At 75.0% G+C, this 14,711-nt stretch carries 16 protein-coding genes; 11 read left to right on the forward strand and 5 right to left on the reverse strand.

The genetic code is table 11. From position 1 onward, the window contains the following. Nucleotides 1-104: 104 nt before the first annotated feature. Nucleotides 105-1,658, reverse strand: a complete 1,554-nt coding sequence (locus AB0Q99_RS03725) for a PQQ-binding-like beta-propeller repeat protein (protein ID WP_363568060.1) — start codon at nt 1,656-1,658, stop codon at nt 105-107. Between the two features lie 648 nt (nt 1,659-2,306). Here AB0Q99_RS03725 and AB0Q99_RS03730 point away from each other — a divergent pair. Then, nucleotides 2,307-2,996 carry an alpha/beta hydrolase gene (locus AB0Q99_RS03730; RefSeq protein ID WP_363568062.1) on the forward strand — a complete coding sequence of 230 codons (690 nt, stop codon included), beginning with the start codon at nt 2,307-2,309 and terminating at the stop codon, nt 2,994-2,996. Nucleotides 2,997-3,429: 433 nt separating this feature from the next. Here AB0Q99_RS03730 and AB0Q99_RS03735 read toward each other — a convergent pair whose 3' ends face one another. Beyond that, complete coding sequence (locus tag AB0Q99_RS03735) at nt 3,430-4,359, reverse strand: LysR family transcriptional regulator (protein ID WP_363568063.1); 930 nt, start codon at nt 4,357-4,359, stop codon at nt 3,430-3,432. A 133-nt stretch (nt 4,360-4,492) separates the two neighbouring features. Between AB0Q99_RS03735 and AB0Q99_RS03740 the strand changes: the two genes are divergently transcribed. The 8 genes from AB0Q99_RS03740 to AB0Q99_RS03775 all read left to right on the forward strand — a co-directional run bounded on the left by AB0Q99_RS03740 (nt 4,493) and on the right by AB0Q99_RS03775 (nt 9,773). Beyond that, on the forward strand, nt 4,493-5,218 hold the full coding sequence (locus AB0Q99_RS03740; protein WP_363568065.1) for an SDR family oxidoreductase: 726 nt from the start codon (nt 4,493-4,495) through the stop codon (nt 5,216-5,218). Beyond that, nucleotides 5,211-5,870: an ester cyclase gene (locus AB0Q99_RS03745; protein WP_363568067.1), complete on the forward strand. Its 660-nt coding sequence runs from the start codon at nt 5,211-5,213 to the stop codon at nt 5,868-5,870. The genes AB0Q99_RS03740 and AB0Q99_RS03745 overlap by 8 nt, the downstream gene beginning before the upstream one ends. 88 nt (nt 5,871-5,958) lie before the next feature. Further along, on the forward strand, nt 5,959-6,318 hold the full coding sequence (locus AB0Q99_RS03750; RefSeq protein WP_363568069.1) for a DUF6204 family protein: 360 nt from the start codon (nt 5,959-5,961) through the stop codon (nt 6,316-6,318). Nucleotides 6,319-6,393: 75 nt separating this feature from the next. Then, nucleotides 6,394-7,005, forward strand: coding sequence for a MarR family transcriptional regulator (locus AB0Q99_RS03755; protein WP_363568070.1), 612 nt, complete (start codon nt 6,394-6,396; stop codon nt 7,003-7,005). Between the two features lie 151 nt (nt 7,006-7,156). Further along, complete coding sequence (locus AB0Q99_RS03760) at nt 7,157-7,843, forward strand: class I SAM-dependent methyltransferase (protein WP_363568072.1); 687 nt, start codon at nt 7,157-7,159, stop codon at nt 7,841-7,843. Continuing rightward, the gene (locus AB0Q99_RS03765) at nt 7,840-8,208 is read left to right on the forward strand and encodes a sulfurtransferase TusA family protein (protein ID WP_363568074.1); all 369 of its coding nucleotides are present in this window, start codon (nt 7,840-7,842) and stop codon (nt 8,206-8,208) included. Before AB0Q99_RS03760 ends, AB0Q99_RS03765 begins: the two co-directional genes overlap by 4 nt. 168 nt (nt 8,209-8,376) lie before the next feature. Beyond that, nucleotides 8,377-9,279 (forward strand): polysaccharide deacetylase family protein, encoded by a 903-nt coding sequence (locus tag AB0Q99_RS03770; protein WP_363568076.1) that lies wholly within the window; start codon nt 8,377-8,379, stop codon nt 9,277-9,279. A 41-nt stretch (nt 9,280-9,320) separates the two neighbouring features. Then, nucleotides 9,321-9,773: a hypothetical protein gene (locus tag AB0Q99_RS03775; protein ID WP_363568078.1), complete on the forward strand. Its 453-nt coding sequence runs from the start codon at nt 9,321-9,323 to the stop codon at nt 9,771-9,773. 212 nt (nt 9,774-9,985) lie between these two features. Here AB0Q99_RS03775 and AB0Q99_RS03780 read toward each other — a convergent pair whose 3' ends face one another. Beyond that, nucleotides 9,986-11,431, reverse strand: a complete 1,446-nt coding sequence (locus AB0Q99_RS03780) for a transcription antitermination factor NusB (protein ID WP_363568079.1) — start codon at nt 11,429-11,431, stop codon at nt 9,986-9,988. Between the two features lie 270 nt (nt 11,432-11,701). On the opposite strand from AB0Q99_RS03780, the gene AB0Q99_RS03785 reads away from it, so the two are divergent. Continuing rightward, a complete protein-coding gene (locus AB0Q99_RS03785) occupies nt 11,702-12,100 on the forward strand; it encodes a peptidoglycan-binding domain-containing protein (RefSeq protein ID WP_363568081.1) in 399 nt (132 codons plus the stop codon). Nucleotides 12,101-12,196: 96 nt separating this feature from the next. On the opposite strand, the gene fmt is transcribed toward AB0Q99_RS03785, so the two are convergent. Then, nucleotides 12,197-13,147: a methionyl-tRNA formyltransferase gene (gene fmt / locus AB0Q99_RS03790; protein ID WP_363568082.1), complete on the reverse strand. Its 951-nt coding sequence runs from the start codon at nt 13,145-13,147 to the stop codon at nt 12,197-12,199. 45 nt (nt 13,148-13,192) lie between these two features. Next, complete coding sequence (def, locus tag AB0Q99_RS03795; protein WP_363568084.1) at nt 13,193-13,738, reverse strand: peptide deformylase; 546 nt, start codon at nt 13,736-13,738, stop codon at nt 13,193-13,195. Nucleotides 13,739-14,003: 265 nt separating this feature from the next. On the opposite strand from def, the gene AB0Q99_RS03800 reads away from it, so the two are divergent. Further along, complete coding sequence (locus tag AB0Q99_RS03800) at nt 14,004-14,636, forward strand: hypothetical protein (RefSeq protein WP_363568086.1); 633 nt, start codon at nt 14,004-14,006, stop codon at nt 14,634-14,636. Nucleotides 14,637-14,711: the final 75 nt, after the last annotated feature.

Here is a 14,711-nt window from a genome sequence, read left to right on the forward strand (position 1 = left end):
CCTGGAAGGGTCAGATCCGCCGGTCAGGGCGGCGCTCGCCGCGTGGCGGGGGCGCCCGGGAGGCCGCGCGCGCCGGACCCGGCGGCTCGTCCCGCGTCCCGCCCTCAGCCCATCCCGCGCACCGGCGGCTCGTCCCGCGTCCCGTCCTCCGCCACCACCGTGAACCGCCCGGACCCCGACGCCGACAGGTCCACCGGGTACAGCGACGCCGTGCCGTTCACGTCCATCTCGGCGCTCCGCCGTCCCGTCGCGGTGTCCACCCGGGTGATCCGGGCGCGGGTCATCGCCCACACCGACGTCCCGTCCACCACCAGGCCGGTGACCTGGTCGTCCAGCCCCGCCGTCCAGCGCTGCCCGCCGTCCGCGAGCGAGTAGGCCACCAGCCGCCCCGTCGCGCTGCGGCTCGGGTGCCTGCCGTCGCTGATGCGGACGTCGCCGGGCTTCTCCCCGGGGACGATGAACAGGTCCCCCACGACCACCCCGCCGAACAGCGGCCGGGCGTCGAACTCGTCGAAGGCGTGCAGCCCGCCCAGCATCACGTCCAGGTCGTACTCCTCCCCGGAGACCGGGATCGACGCCCGCTGCCGCCCGGCCCGGTCGTAGCTCAGGACCGCGTGCGTCCCGCGCTCGCCCTGGGCGTCGACCCACACCGCGAGCGGTTCGACCGACACCACCGCGAGGTTCTTCAGCCCGCCCGCCGCCGGCAGCGCGATCCGCGACCGCTCCTGCCCGTCCGCGGCCGCCAGTGACCGGAGGACCGGCGCCGCCTCGCCGCACTGCGCCACCGTCACCACGTCCGCCGCACCGCCCGCGACCTGCAGCGGGGCGCAGCCGGGGTCGACCGTGGTGCGCCAGGCGGTCCCGCCGTCCGTCAGCCGCACCGCCCGCCAGCCGCCCTTCTCCTGCAGGACGGCCTGCTGCCCGGCGACGGCGACCACGTCCGGCGCGGCCGCGTCCCCGTCGCGAGCGGGGGCGTCGACGGCGGTGGTCCAGCCCTCCCGGCCGTCGGAGAGGTCGAGGGCGGTCACCGCCGCGCACGGCTTGTCGTGCGGCGAGTGGCCGATCAGCCCGATGCCGCCCGGCCCGGCCGCGGACTGCCCTGCCCCGCCCTGCCCGGCCGCGGACTGGCCGGCCCCGCCCTGCCCGATCCCGCGGCTCATCGCGCACACCGAGTCCTCCCCCGGCGGCGACCAGCGCCAGACGACGGCACCGGTGGCGCTGCGGTACGCCACCACCAGGTCGGGCCGGACCCGCACCACCAGGTCCCCAGCCGTCCAGCTGCCCACCGCGCGGGTCGTGGACGGCCGGTCCAGCGGCGCCGTCCAGGAGTCGTCGAGGCCGTCACCGGCGAAGGTGACGAATATCCCGAGCCCCAGCAGCGCCCCGACGGCGGCCGACGGCAGCCCGAACCGGGGGTGGATCAGCGCCCAGACGAAGCCTGCGCCGCAGGGCATCAGGCCGAGGATGCTGATGATGCCCATGTAGCCGAGGCTGTCGCCGCCGAACCCGTTGGTCGGCCCGAACAGCACCGCCAGACCCATGCTCGCGAACATGGCCCCCAGCACGCCGCCGGCGATCACGATCCAGGTGTCCTTGCCCCAGGCGGACCTGCCGCCCCTTCCCGCCCGGACCACGCTGTCCTCGGGCCCAACGGCCATGCCGGTCTCTCTCCCCTGCGACGCGCCGCCCACCGCAACCGGGCGACGATCATCGGATCGTCGCAGAGCCCGCCATGATCCGGAAACAAAGAGCAGGGAAAACCCCGGCCATCACCTGCACATGAGAGGCGCGGAATCGAGTGATCGTTGCGAATCCTCCTGCCCGCCCCGACAGCCGGCCCGGCAAGGGCCAATCTTTGCCCTGCGGACCGGGCCGCCTCCACCCTGCCCTCCCCTGCCACATCGGTCGGCCCGGCCCGGAACCAGTGGCCCGCCCTGCGGCCGGCCCCCGGGGTCCGCCGACCACGCCCCGGCCCACACCGACCGCCCTTGGGCGTCAGACCAGTTGCTGCCGGACCAAAGTTGGCCCCGCAGGAGCGGACCGCCCCATCCCCGGGCCCCGATCACCCGACCGGGTGAGCCTCGCGGCCCGGCAGTACGTGCACGCCGGATCGGCTCGTTCCGCCGTCCGCGGCTCCCCCGCCCTTCACGCCTCCGCCACCACCCGCGCACGGTGCCGAGCGGCGAGATCCAGGTTCCGGTGGTGCGCACCCGGGTCACCGGCCGGGTCCTGCGGCCCCTGCTCGCGCACCGTGGCCCGTCACCGGAACCGTAGAATCCGTCCGTAGCCACCAGGAAGGATCACGCGTGTTCCGAGCGCACCGTCCGCGCACACCAGAGCTGACCCCGCGGCAGGGGGACGAGCCGGTCAAGGGCGTCGCCCTGCTGCTGCCCGGCGGGTTCCTCCGCAGCCGCCGCGGGCCGTCGAAGGTCGCCGAGCTGGGGCTTCGGGAGCTCGCCGCCGAGCTCGCCGACCGCGGCCGGCCGCACGGCCTCGCCGTGCACCTGCTGCGCTACCGCTACAGCGGTTGGAACGGCGACGACGCCGACACCGCCGTCGACACCCACTGGGCGCTCGACGAGCTCGCCCGGCGGTACGAGGGTGTACCGGTGGTCCTGATCGGCAACTCGCTCGGCGGACGCGCCGCCTTCTGGTGCGCCGGGCACCCGTCCGTCGTCGGCGTCGCCGGGATCGCGCCCTGGCTGCCCAGCGGCGACCCGGTCGACCAACTGGCCGGCCGCCGGGTACTGATCGTCCACGGCACCGGCGACCACAGCGCGGCCAACGCCACCCAGTCCCTGGAGTACGCGCTGCGCGCCCGGCAGGTCGTCCCGGACCTCGCCCGCTACGAGAGCCCGGGCGGCAACCACTACCTCTTCCGCGAAACCCGCGACATCAGCGCCCTCACCACCGACTTCACTCTCGCCACGATCGCCGCCGAACCCGCCGCCCTCGCCACCGGCGCGGTCTGCACCCGCCTCCCGGCCCGGGTGTAGCGGGCCGGAGCGCCTGCGGGTGACGGCGGACGGTCCCGGCCCCGGGCCGGGACCCGGGAGTTCCCGTCGGTAGTGGGGGTGCCGATCGGCAGGGAAAGCCCGGCGAGGTTCCCCCGGGATTCCTGCCGATCGGCACATGCGCGATCAGGGTCGCAGCGACCAGTCTTGGAGTCACCGAGCGGCGGCCACCCGGGCCGCCGGAGAAGGGAGTCTCCGCCGTGGTCCACATCCCCACCACCCGAACGCAGTTGATCGAGTGTCACCTTCGTCACGGCCCTCCCGGGCGACACCACCCCCCGCCCGGCGACCTCACACCCAGCGACCTCACACCCTGCCGCCCGACCACCCGACCGAGGCCGCGCCGCGCACCTGACGGACTGCGCCCCAGGCCGCCTCCCCCGTCACCCGCTCCCCCCAGCACCTTCCTCCCCCGTCACCCACTCGCTCCTCCGCACTCCGTTCCGGCCGCCGGCAGGCCGGGCGGGTTCACGCGGGCCTGCTCGGCGAGGAGGTCGGCGAAGGCCACGGTGAGCGGGTCGGGGCGGGTACGGGTGTAGGCGGTGAGGGTGCGGCGGATCGGCGGGTCCGGGCGGAGCACGGCGCCGTCGAAGTGCGGCGGGACGATGTTGGCGGGCACCAGGGCGGGGCCGAGGCCCGCTGCGGCCAGCAGCGGGGCGGCGGAGGTCTGTTCGGCGCGAACCGCCGCGCGGGGGTGGAAACCGGCCCGGGCGGCGACGCGGTCGAGCAGGTCGGCGAGACCGTTGTCGGGGGCGTAGTGGACCCAGGCCCGGTCGGCGAGTTCGGCCAGCCCGACGGTACCGGAGGGGCGGTCGGCCAGCGGGTCGTCGGCGGGGAGGACGACCGCGAACTCCTCGACGCCCAGTTCGCGGATCGGGCCGTCCCAGTCGGCCGGGGCGGGGCCGATGGCGACGTCGGCGCGGCCGGCTGCCATCGCGGCCCGGAGCCGGTCGGCGTGCGGGTACTCCCGCAACCGGATCCGGACGCCGGGGTGCCGTCGGCGCCAGGCGCGCAGCACCGGCGGCAGGATGCCGAGACTGACGGAGTAGATGGCCGCGACCTCCAGCTCGCCCTCCTCCAGGCCGGCCGTACGCCGGGCCACCGCGTGCAGGCGGTCGGCCTCGGCGAGCGCGGCCCGGGCGTGCGGCAGGACGGCCCGGCCCATCGGGGTGAGCCGCACGGAGCGCGGCAGGCGTTCGAGCAGGGGGCCGCCGACGGCGTTCTCCAGGGCCCGCATCTGGTGGGAGAGCGCGGGCTGGGTGACGTGCAGCTGCTCGGCCGCGCGGGTGAAGGAGCCGGTGTCGACCACCGTGACCAGGTATTGGAGCTGCCGAAGCGTTGCCATGAACAGATGTTATCGCTGGGCTATAAAACAAGCCTTGGACTCATCACCGCAGCTCGGGAGAGGGTCGTGATGTGGCCGCCGCAGCACGCACCAGCCGGCCGATTCCCTCTGATCGATCCCAAGGAGCTCTCCCATGTCCGATGACAGTTCTCTGAAGGGCCGACGCCTCGTCGTGGTCGGCGCGGGTTCGCACACCGGGCGGGCGCTCGCCAAGGCCGCTTCGGCCGCCGGTGCCGATCTCGTGCTGGCCGGTCCGGATCCGCGCAAGCTGGAGTGGACGGCCGGTGAGCTGTCCGGGCCGTCCGAGGTGCTCGCGGTCGACCTGGCGGACGAGCAGTCGATCGCCGGACTCGCCGCCCGGGTCGGCCGGTTCGACCACCTGGTCTCCACCGCCGCGATGCCGGCCAACGGCCCGCTGCGGGAGCTCGACGCGGCCGATGTGCAGCGGGCGTTCTCGGCCAAGGTGATCGGTCCGCTGCTGCTGGCCAAGCACCTGGCCGGTCAGGTGTCCGAGAGCGGCTCGTTCACGTTCTTCTCCGGAGTGGCCGCCTGGCGTCCGGCCCCCGGCCGCACGGTGATGGCCACGACCAACGGCGCGCTCGCCTTCCTGGTGCAGGCGCTGGCGGTGGAGATCGCCCCGGTCCGGGTCAACGCGGTGTCCCCCGGCATCGTCGACACCGGCTCCTGGGACGGCCTCGGCGCCGACAAGGAGGCGTTCCTGCGGGGTGTCGCCGAGCGCAACCCGGCCCGCCGGGTGGGCAGCACCGAGGACCTGGTCAAGGCCGTCCGCTACGCCATCGACAACCCGTACGTCACCGGCACCGTGCTGCACGTCGACGGGGGTGGCCGCCTTGTCTGAGCCCCGTCCCTCGGGAGCGGTTCGTTCCCGGGCCCTGACCCGTGCCGCCGCCGTCGCCGCCGCGCTGGCCGCGCTGGCGGGCGGTACCGCCGCGGCCGCGCCCGTCCACGGCTCCGCCCACGATGCCGGGCGCGACGCCGGGCGCGGCCAGGCCTCGCACGCCTGGCCGCAGTACCTGGTCGACCGCTCGCCCGGCCTGGTCCAGCCGAAGGCGCTCACCGTGGACCGTTCGATCGGCACCCGGCGGGCGGCACAAGAGGTGCACCTGGCCCAGCAGTTGTACACGTTCTGGAACACCGGGCAGCAGCAGTACCTGGACGCCGCGATCAGCCCGCAGTTCCGGGACAACACGCTGCCGCCCGGCCGCCCGCAGGGCCCGACCGGTCCGGCGCTCGCCTCGCGCACCTTCCGCGCCGCCGTACCGGACCTGACCTGCGAACTGTCCGACGTCCTGGTCACCGGTGACAAGATCACCGCCCGGCTGGTCTTCCGCGGCCACTTCACCGGCACCTTCAACGGTGTCCACGGCCGCGGCCAGACCGTCGAGTTCAACGCCATCGACATCCAGCACGTCGGCACCGACCGGATCGTCGAGGACTGGCACATCGAGGACAACACGGCCCTGCTGGCCCAACTGGGCGTCACCGGCTGACGACCGCCCACCCCGGCGAGGGGCCGCCGACCGCCGACACCCGGAATCACGTTGGCGGTCGGCGGCCCCTCCTGCCTATCGTCGGGGGATGACTACCCGAACCTTCCGCATCATGGTGCGCGGCGTCTTCGACGGCCTCACCGACGGGCAGCGTGCCGAGCTCCTCGCCGCCGCGCCCGAGCACGACGTCCTGCACGCGGCCTTCACCCGCGAGGGCCACCTCAGCTACGACCTCGCAGCGCGGGCCGCCTTCACCTTCCGCTTCCTCGACGAGGGCGAGGCCGAGGAGGACATCCTGGCGGCCACCGAGCGGGCCGAGCGGACGGCGGAGGACTGGCTGGCCGCACGCGGCTACGGTGTCAAGAACCTCCGCTCCCAGGCCGAGGACCTCTCCCGGGCACCCCTCGGCAAGCGACAGCGCCGCGCCGCCGACAACGCCGCCCGCTGACCGACCCCCTCCCCCCTCCGCCACCTCCTTGACGGCTCCCCGCGGGGATATACTTGAGCAGTCAAGGAGGTGGCAATGACCAAGCCCGCCGCAACGCAGCCCTCAGCACAGCCCGCGACAGAGCCCACAACCCAGCCCGCGACCCAGTCGGCAGCACGGCCGACCGCGGAGCCGACGACCGGACCGGCAACCGGACCGACGACGCCGACCCCGGCGGAACCGGCCGGTACGGCCCCGATCCCCGACCCGCTGGACACCGCCCTCCGGCTGGTCCGCGCCCAGACGGCCGTGGTCAAGCGGTTCGACGCGACCCTCAGCGGCCTGCACGGGGTGAGCCTGTCCGACTTCACCGTGCTGCTCCACCTCGCCCAGGCTCCCGGCGCCAGGATGCGCCGGGTCGACCTCGCCGAAGCCCTCGGCCTCACCGCCTCGGGCGTGACCCGCGGCCTCGCACCGCTGGAGCGGATCGGCCTGGTGACCCGCGAGGCCGCGGCCCGGGACGCCCGGGTCGCGTACGCCGCCCTCACCCCGACCGGTCGCGAGCGGCTCGCCGAGATGCTGCACACCGCCCGCCAGGTCGCCGCCGACCACTTCGCGGCCGAGCAGTGGAGCGCCCAGGACCTCGGCCACCTGTCCGCCCTGCTGACCCGGCTCGGCGGCACCGCCCCGGGGTTGCGGCTCGGCTGAGCGCCGCCGCCCACGCCCCCCTCGTACCCGAGCCCCCGGGCGCCCACCGACCGACCCGCACCCTAGGCTGGCCCCGCACCACCGTCCCACTCGCACCACCCGCACCATCTGAAGCACCCGCACCACCCGCACCCCGCGAAGGGCACCCGCCATGACCGACACCCCCGGCACCACGCCCGGCCGGGAGCCCGCCCTCGCCGACACCCAACGCGCGCACTGGCAGCAGACCTACACCGCCAACCCCGGCATGTACGGCGAGCAGCCCTCCGCCCCCGCCGAGTACGCCGCCGGGGTCTTCGCCGCCGCCGGCGCCCGCGAGGTACTGGAACTCGGCGCCGGCCACGGCCGGGACGCGCTGCACTTCGCCCGCGCCGGCTTCCGCGTGCTGGCCGCCGACTTCAGCCCGACCGCGCTGCAGCAGTTGCACGCCGCCGCCGTGGACCAGGGCCTGGCCGACCGGCTCGCCGTCACCGCCCACGACGTCCGCGACCCGCTGCCCCTCCCCGACGCCTCCGTGGACGCGGTCTTCGCCCACATGCTGCTCTGCATGGCGCTCTCGACCGAGGAGATCGAGGCAATCGTCGCCGAGGTCCACCGCGTCCTGCGCCCGGGCGGCACCTTCGTCTACACCGTCCGTCACAGCGGCGACGCCCACTACGGCGCCGGCACCGGCCACGGCGACGACATCTGGGAACACGGCGGCTTCGCCGTCCACTTCTTCCCCCGCGAGCTGGTGGACGCGCTCGCCGAGGGCTGGCGCCTCACCGACGTCCACCCCTTCGAGGAGGGCGAACTGCCCCGCCGCCTCTGGCGCATCACCCAGGAGACCCCACGATGACCGCCCCCGACACCACCACCCCGAGCGACCCGGCCGCCCCCGACAACCCGGCCACCCCCGACCTCACGCCCGACCTCACTCCTGACCTCACCATCGACGGCACCGGCCTGCTCTGCGTCCGGCTCCTGCTCCGCCTGCGCGCCCGGATCGCGCACCTCCCGGCCGGCGCGGTGGTCCACATCCACACCACCGACCCCGCCGCCCCGCTCGACCTGCCCGCCTGGTGCCACCTGACCGGCCACGAGTACCTCGGCCAGGTCCCGTACGAAGCCACCGACCGCGAGGTGTACGGGCTGCGCCTCACCTCCGCCCCGGTCCTCACCCGCCCCGACCGCCCCTGGCACCCGGCCCCCACCGCCGACTGACCGGCCGCCCCGGCCGCCCCACCACCACCGACCCCACCACCGGACGGAGACCCCGGACGAACGCACCCCGGCCGGAAACACCCCCGACACCCGCGCCCCGGCACCCGGGCCCCGGCACCCGCCGAAAACCCCGCGCGCCCGCCCCCTCCCCCGTCGCAGACTTCCGTCGTGCCCGCACCCACCGCCAACGCCCTCCTCGGCCACCCGCCCGAGGCCCGTCTACTCCTGCTCAACTGCGACGACCTCGGCCTGGACGAATCCGTCAACCACGCCGTGATCGACGCCGTCCGGACCGGCATCGCCGCCTCCTGCAGCCTGATGACCCCCTGCGCCGCCGCCCCGCACGCCCTGCGGCTCCTGCGCCGGCACCCGGAGGTCCCCTTCGGCGTCCACCTCACCGTGGTCTGCGAGTCGCCGGACCTCCGCTGGGGCCCGCTGTCCGCCCGCGAGCGGGTGCCGTCCCTCCTGGACGACGACGGCGAGTTCTTCGCCCCCACCCCCGGCGGACGGGCCGAACTCCTGGCCCGCGCCCGGCTCGACCACGTCGAACGCGAGTTCCGCGCCCAGATCGACGCGGTGACGACCGCCGGCCTCACCCCGACCCACCTCGACTTCCACTGCCTCGCCGACGGCGGCCGCGAGGACGTCCTCGACCTCACCCTCGCCCTCGGTGCCGAGTACGGCCCGGCAGTCCGGGTCTGGCTGCCGCCCGCCCTGGGCCGGCTGCGCGAGCGCGGTCTGCCCGTCGTGGACCACGGCTTCCTCGACAGCTTCACCGTCCCGCCCGACGACAAGCCCGCGCACTACGCCCGGCTGCTCGCCGCCCTGCCCCCGGGCCTGACCGAGTGGGCGCTGCACCCCAGCCTGGCCGGCCCGAACCCCAGTGCCCCGCAGGACGGTTGGCGGGTCCGCCGGACCGACTACGAGTTCCTGGTCTCCCCCGAAGCCCGCCGCCTGGTCGCCGAGCACGGCATCACCGTCCTCGGCTACCGCCCGCTGCAGGACGCCTGGCAACGGGCCCGAGAACGGCTCACACCCGACTTCCCTCCGCCACCCGGTGTGCCACGATGAACAACACGGAACAGCCCGGAACCACAGGGAGGTTGACCACCATGGACCTGACCCTCCACTGCCACTGGCGCGACCGGAACGGCCCGTGGGCACTGACCGTCAGCCACAACGGCCGCGCGTGGGAGCTGTTCGCCGCCACGCCCGTCGGATCCGAGTCACTCCCCTTCGCCGACCCGGACGAGGTCCGCCAACTCGCCCAGGCCTTGCTGGACCTGCCCGCCGAACCCGAACCGTACGAGTTCGAGTGGCAGCTCTCCCAGACCGAAGTCACCCGGAACAAGCGCGAGTTCACGCACTACGCGACCTTCTCCATCGGGCTCGACCCCAGCGACGGCCACCGCCCGTACCTCGCCTACCAGTCCTACTTCCACTGGGGTCAGACGAGCGCGCTCGGTCTGGAGGTGATCTGCGAGGACCCGCCGGTCGACGACCTCCGCGCCCAGGCCCACGCCTTCCTCACCGGCTTCCCCGGCCCCACCCACCCCCAGCGGTAGCAACCGCACCGGCACCGGAGCACGCGCCCGGGCGCGTACCGCGCCGCCAAGCACCGGTTCACGCCACCGCACGCCCCAGCCCGCCGACCACCCCGCCCGGCCGCCGCCCGCAGGACCGCCCGCAGGGGTTGCGGCCAGTCCTCCGGGCGGCCCGACCGGGCCGGCCCTCCTATCGGAGAGCCAGGCACCCCGCTACCGACCAGCCAGCCCGATCAGGCCGTCCGCCGCAGCAGCGCCAGGTACATCGCGTCCGTCCCGTGCAGGTGCGGCCAGAGCTGCACGTCCGGCCCGTCCCCGAGCGCCGGGACGCCGGGCAGCAGCGGGCGCGCGTCGATCCACTCGACCCGGCCGCCCTCGGCCCGCAGCACGTCGTCCACGACGGCCCGGGTCTCCGCCAGGTGCGGCGAGCAGGTCGCGTAGCCGACCACGCCGCCGACCCGGGTGGCCGCGATCGCCGAACGCAGCAGATCCCGCTGGAGCGGCCCGAAGGCCGCCACGTCGGCCGGCCGCCGCCGCCAGCGCGCCTCCGGACGGCGCCGCAGCGCGCCCAGGCCGGAGCACGGCACGTCGACCAGCACCCGGTCGAAGCCGTCCGCCCGCCAGGCGGGACGCGTGCCGTCCGCCGCGATCACCGTGTACGGACCGGGGTTGCCCTGCAGCGCCCGCGCCACCAGCCGGGCCCGGTGCGGCTGCTTCTCGCTCGCGACCAGCGCCGCGCCGCGCTCGGCGGCCAGCGCGCCGAGCAGCGCGGCCTTGCCGCCGGGGCCGGCGCAGCCGTCCAGCCAGATCCGGTCCGGGCCGTCCAGCGGGGCGCTCGCCAGGGCGAGCGCGACCAGCTGACTGCCCTCGTCCTGCACGCCGGCCCGGTTCTCCTGCACCGCCGCGACCGAGCCCGGGTCGCCGCCCTCGGCGAGCCGCAGCGCGAACGGCGACCAGCGCCCGGGCTCGGCCTCGGGCAGCGCCTCGGCCAGCTCGCCGACGGTGGCCCGGCCGGGCCGGGCGACCAGGGTGACCTCGGGCCGGGCGTTGTCGGCCCGCAGCAGTTCCTCGATCGCGCTGCGCCCGGAGGCGTCCGGCTGCCAGCGGCCGAGCGAGTCCCAGAGCGCGGAGACCACCCAGCGCGGGTGCGAGTGGACGACCGCCAGGTGGTCCTCGGCGTCCTGGTCGTAGGGCGGGGCGACCCGCTCGATCCAGGCGTCCAGGTCGTGGGCGCTGATCCGGCGCAGCACGGCGTTGACGAACTTCGCCTTGCCGTCGCCGAGCACCACCCGGGCGAGTTCGACCGTCGCCGAGACGGCCGCGTGGCTGGGGATCCGGGTGGTGAGCAACTGGTGGGCGCCGAGCGAGAGCACGTCCAGGACCGGCGGGTCCACCTTGCCGAGCGGCCGGTCGATGCAGGCCGCGATGATCGCGTCGTAGGTGCCCTGCAGGCGCAGCGTGCCGTAGACCAGCTCGGTGGCCAGCGCGGCGTCGCGCCGGTCCATGCCCTTCTGCTCGGCCTCGCGGAGCAGCGAGGGCAGGATCAGGTTGGCGTACGCGTCGCGCTCGTCGACGGCGCGCAGCGCGCGGAAGGCGACGATGCGGGCCGGGTCCTTCTTCGGACGGCGGTGCGGGCGGGGTGCGCGCTTGGCGCCGGGGGTGCTGCTGGGCGTGCTCATGCCTGTGTGCCTCAAGGTGCTGCGGGGGTTATCGGCTGCGGGGATCCGAGGATCGCCACAGGAACAGTAACGCGAAACCCGGACCTGCGGCTTCTCCGCCCGGCCCGCCCCCACCGTCCGGCCCGCGCGGTCCCCACCGCTACGATCTGACGGTCACACAGGCCGCCCGGGCCACACCGCGCACCACACCGCGCGGCCACACCGCGCACCGGGGGACGCTGCGCCGCAGCACACACCCCCGCAACCCATCACCCACGGGGGATCCACCACATGAAGTTCCGCAGAACCCGCCTGACCGCCGTCAGCCTCGGCCTGACCGCCCTCTCCCTCCTCGCCTCCTCCGGCACCGCGCAGGCGACCACGGACATGCCGTACGTCGGCTACGGCTACCGGAACCTCCCGGCGGCCGTGAAGTGCGCCCAGCAGTTCGTCAACCTGTTCAGCGGCATCCGGACGCCGATCATCGAGGACGGCCGGTTCGGGCAGGAGACCGACTGGGGCATCCGGCAGTTCCAGCACCGGATGGTCAGCACCGGCCAGTACAACCTGAGCGTCGACGGCGTCGTGGGCAAGGCCACCGGCTCGGCCATGCTGCAGCTGGCCTGGAGGTCCGGCATCCGCGACGCCCGGTACGGCCAGTGCTGGGCCGCCCTGCCGTCCGACTTCTGACCCGCCCGCGCCCGGGGCCCGCCCGCTCGCGCAGACGAGCGAGCGGGCCCCGGGTCAACCGCGCACCATCAGCCGTGGACCGTCAGCCGCAGGCCGTCAGCCCTCGGCGCCGACGCCGAACCGCTCCCCGGCCTCCAGCCGGGCGCCACGCGCCCAGTCCGCCGCCCGCATCTCCTTCTTGCCCTGCGGACGGACCTCCCCCAGCTCGACGTCGTGGCTGCCGGTCCCGACCCGCACGCTGTTCTTGCCGACCATCGCCACCTCGCCGGGCGCCAGCTCGGCCGACTCCGGTAGCAGCTTCACCGGCCCGGTGACCTTCAGCCGCTCGCCCCGGAACTCCGTCCAGGCCCCCGGCGCCGGCGCGCAGCCGCGCACCACGCGGTCGACCCGCAGCGCGGGGTGCTTCCAGTCGATCCGCGCGTCCTCGACGCTGATCTTCGGTGCGAGCGTGATGCCGTCGGCCGGCTGCGGCACGGCGCGCAGGGAGCCGTCCTCGATGCCGTCCATGGTGGCGGCGAGCAGCCGCGCGCCGGAGACGGAGAGCCGGGTGAGCAGGTCGCCGCTGGTGTCGGCCGGGCGGATCTCCTCGGTGATCACGCCGTAGACCGGGCCGGAGTCCAGGCCCTGCTCGATCAGGAAGGTGGACGCGCCGGTGACCTCGTCGCCGGCCAAGACCGCGTGCTGGACCGGGGCCGCGCCACGCCACGCGGGCAGCAGCGAGAAGTGCAGGTTGACCCAGCCGTGCTCGGGGATCTCCAGGGTGCCCGGGCGCAGCAGCGCGCCGTAGGCGACCACCGGGCAGCAGTCGGGGGCGAGTTCGGTGAGCCGGGCGACGAAGTCCGGGTCGCTGGGCTTCGCCGGCTTGAGGACCTCGATCCCGGCCTCCTCGGCGCGCTGGGCGACGGGGCTGGCGACCAGCTTGCGTCCGCGTCCGGCGGGGGCGTCGGGGCGGGTGACCACCGCGACCACCTCGTGCCGGTCGGAGGCGAGCAGGGCGTCCAGGGCGGGAACGGCGACCTCGGGGGTGCCGGCGAAGACGAGACGCATCAAGTGCCTTTCTGCAAAAGGGAGTTCAGGAAGCCGGGCCGGGGGTCAGCGCGCGGCGCCGAAGGTGCTGTGCGGGGAGACCTTGACGACCGGCGCCGGCCCGGCGCCCCAGTCCGCCTCCCGGATCGCCTTCAGCGCGGCCTTGCGCTGCTCGCGGTCGAGCCGGTCGATGAAGATGATGCCGTCCAGGTGGTCGGTCTCGTGCTGGATGCACCGGGCGAGCAGCTGGGTGCCCTCCAGGGTGACCGGATCGCCGTACATGGTGAAGCCCTTGGCCACCACGCCGTACGCGCGCTTGGTGTCGTAGCGCAGGCCGGGCAGCGAGAGGCAGCCCTCGGGGCCCTCCTGCTCCTCCTCGCTGAGCGACAGGTCCGGGTTGATCAGGTGCCCGGTGACGCCGTCCACGTGGTAGGTGAACACCCGTAGGGAGACGCCGAGTTGAGGGGCGGCGAGGCCGGCGCCGGGGGCCGCCGTCATAGTCTCGGTGAGGTCGCGGACCAGGTTGCGCAGTTCCTTGTCGAACACGGTCACCGGCTTGGCGGTGGCCCGCAGGACGGGGTCTCCGAAGAGGCGGATCGGCTGGATCGCCACGGGGTACGGGCTCCTGTCCGTCGAGGTGTCGGGCGTCGGGAAGGGACTGCGGGCAAGGGCTGTTCCCGCCAAGTCTATGCAACGCGCCCGCCCCTCCCCCCATGCCCTCGGGGCCGCCGGAACCGCACTGGCATAACCCGACTCTGCCGAGCGGCGTTACCCCGGCCCCCGCTTCGGCGTTGGTCAAGAGAGATTGACCGGAGCCGGGCGCACGGGACACCGCCGCCCGGCCGAGCCGAACCGTACGGAAGGTGGCACGTAGGCCATGGCCGAGCAGATCAACCACGACGCCCGGGCGCGGGCGAGCCTGCACCTGCTGGTACGGGACATCGAGCGGGTGCGGCGCCAGGTCGACGCGCTGCGGACGCTCACCGCCCAACTGGGCAACGTCTACCGACCGCGCCGCCCCAGCACCTCGGCCGGCTTCGTGGTGTACGGACGGGCGCCGGCGCCGACCGTGCGCCTGGCGCAGGAGTTGCGGGAGAGCGTGGAGACGCTGGTGGCGGCGGCGGTGGAGTTCGACCGGGCGCTGGGCTTCTCCTGGGACTCGGTCGGCTCCGCCCTCGGCGTCACCAAGCAGGCCGTGCACCGCCGCTACGGCATGCGCCGCCCGACCAGCGAGCTCCTGGCGGCCGGCGGCGCCGTCCCGGGCCCCAGCCGCCCTGACCGCTCCGAGGACCTGCCCGCCGCGGCCCCCACCGGCGGCCTGGCCGCGACCGTCCCGGCGGCCCGCCAGGGCGGCCTGGACCGCAACAGCCTGGACCGCGGCGCCATGGACCGCACCCCCGTCGACCGCCCCCAGACCGACCGCACCACCATCGACCGCACCACCATCGACCGCACGACGATCGATCGCGGCACCCCCGTCGACCGCACCGGCATCCCCCTGCGCGGCTGACCCCACACCGCACGAACGCACCACCCGCACCACCGCACGGAACCACCGCACCACCACACGAACGACCGGCCACCC

This window comes from Kitasatospora sp. NPDC086791, assembly GCF_040685975.1.
Taxonomy (GTDB): Bacteria; Actinomycetota; Actinomycetes; order Streptomycetales; family Streptomycetaceae; genus Kitasatospora.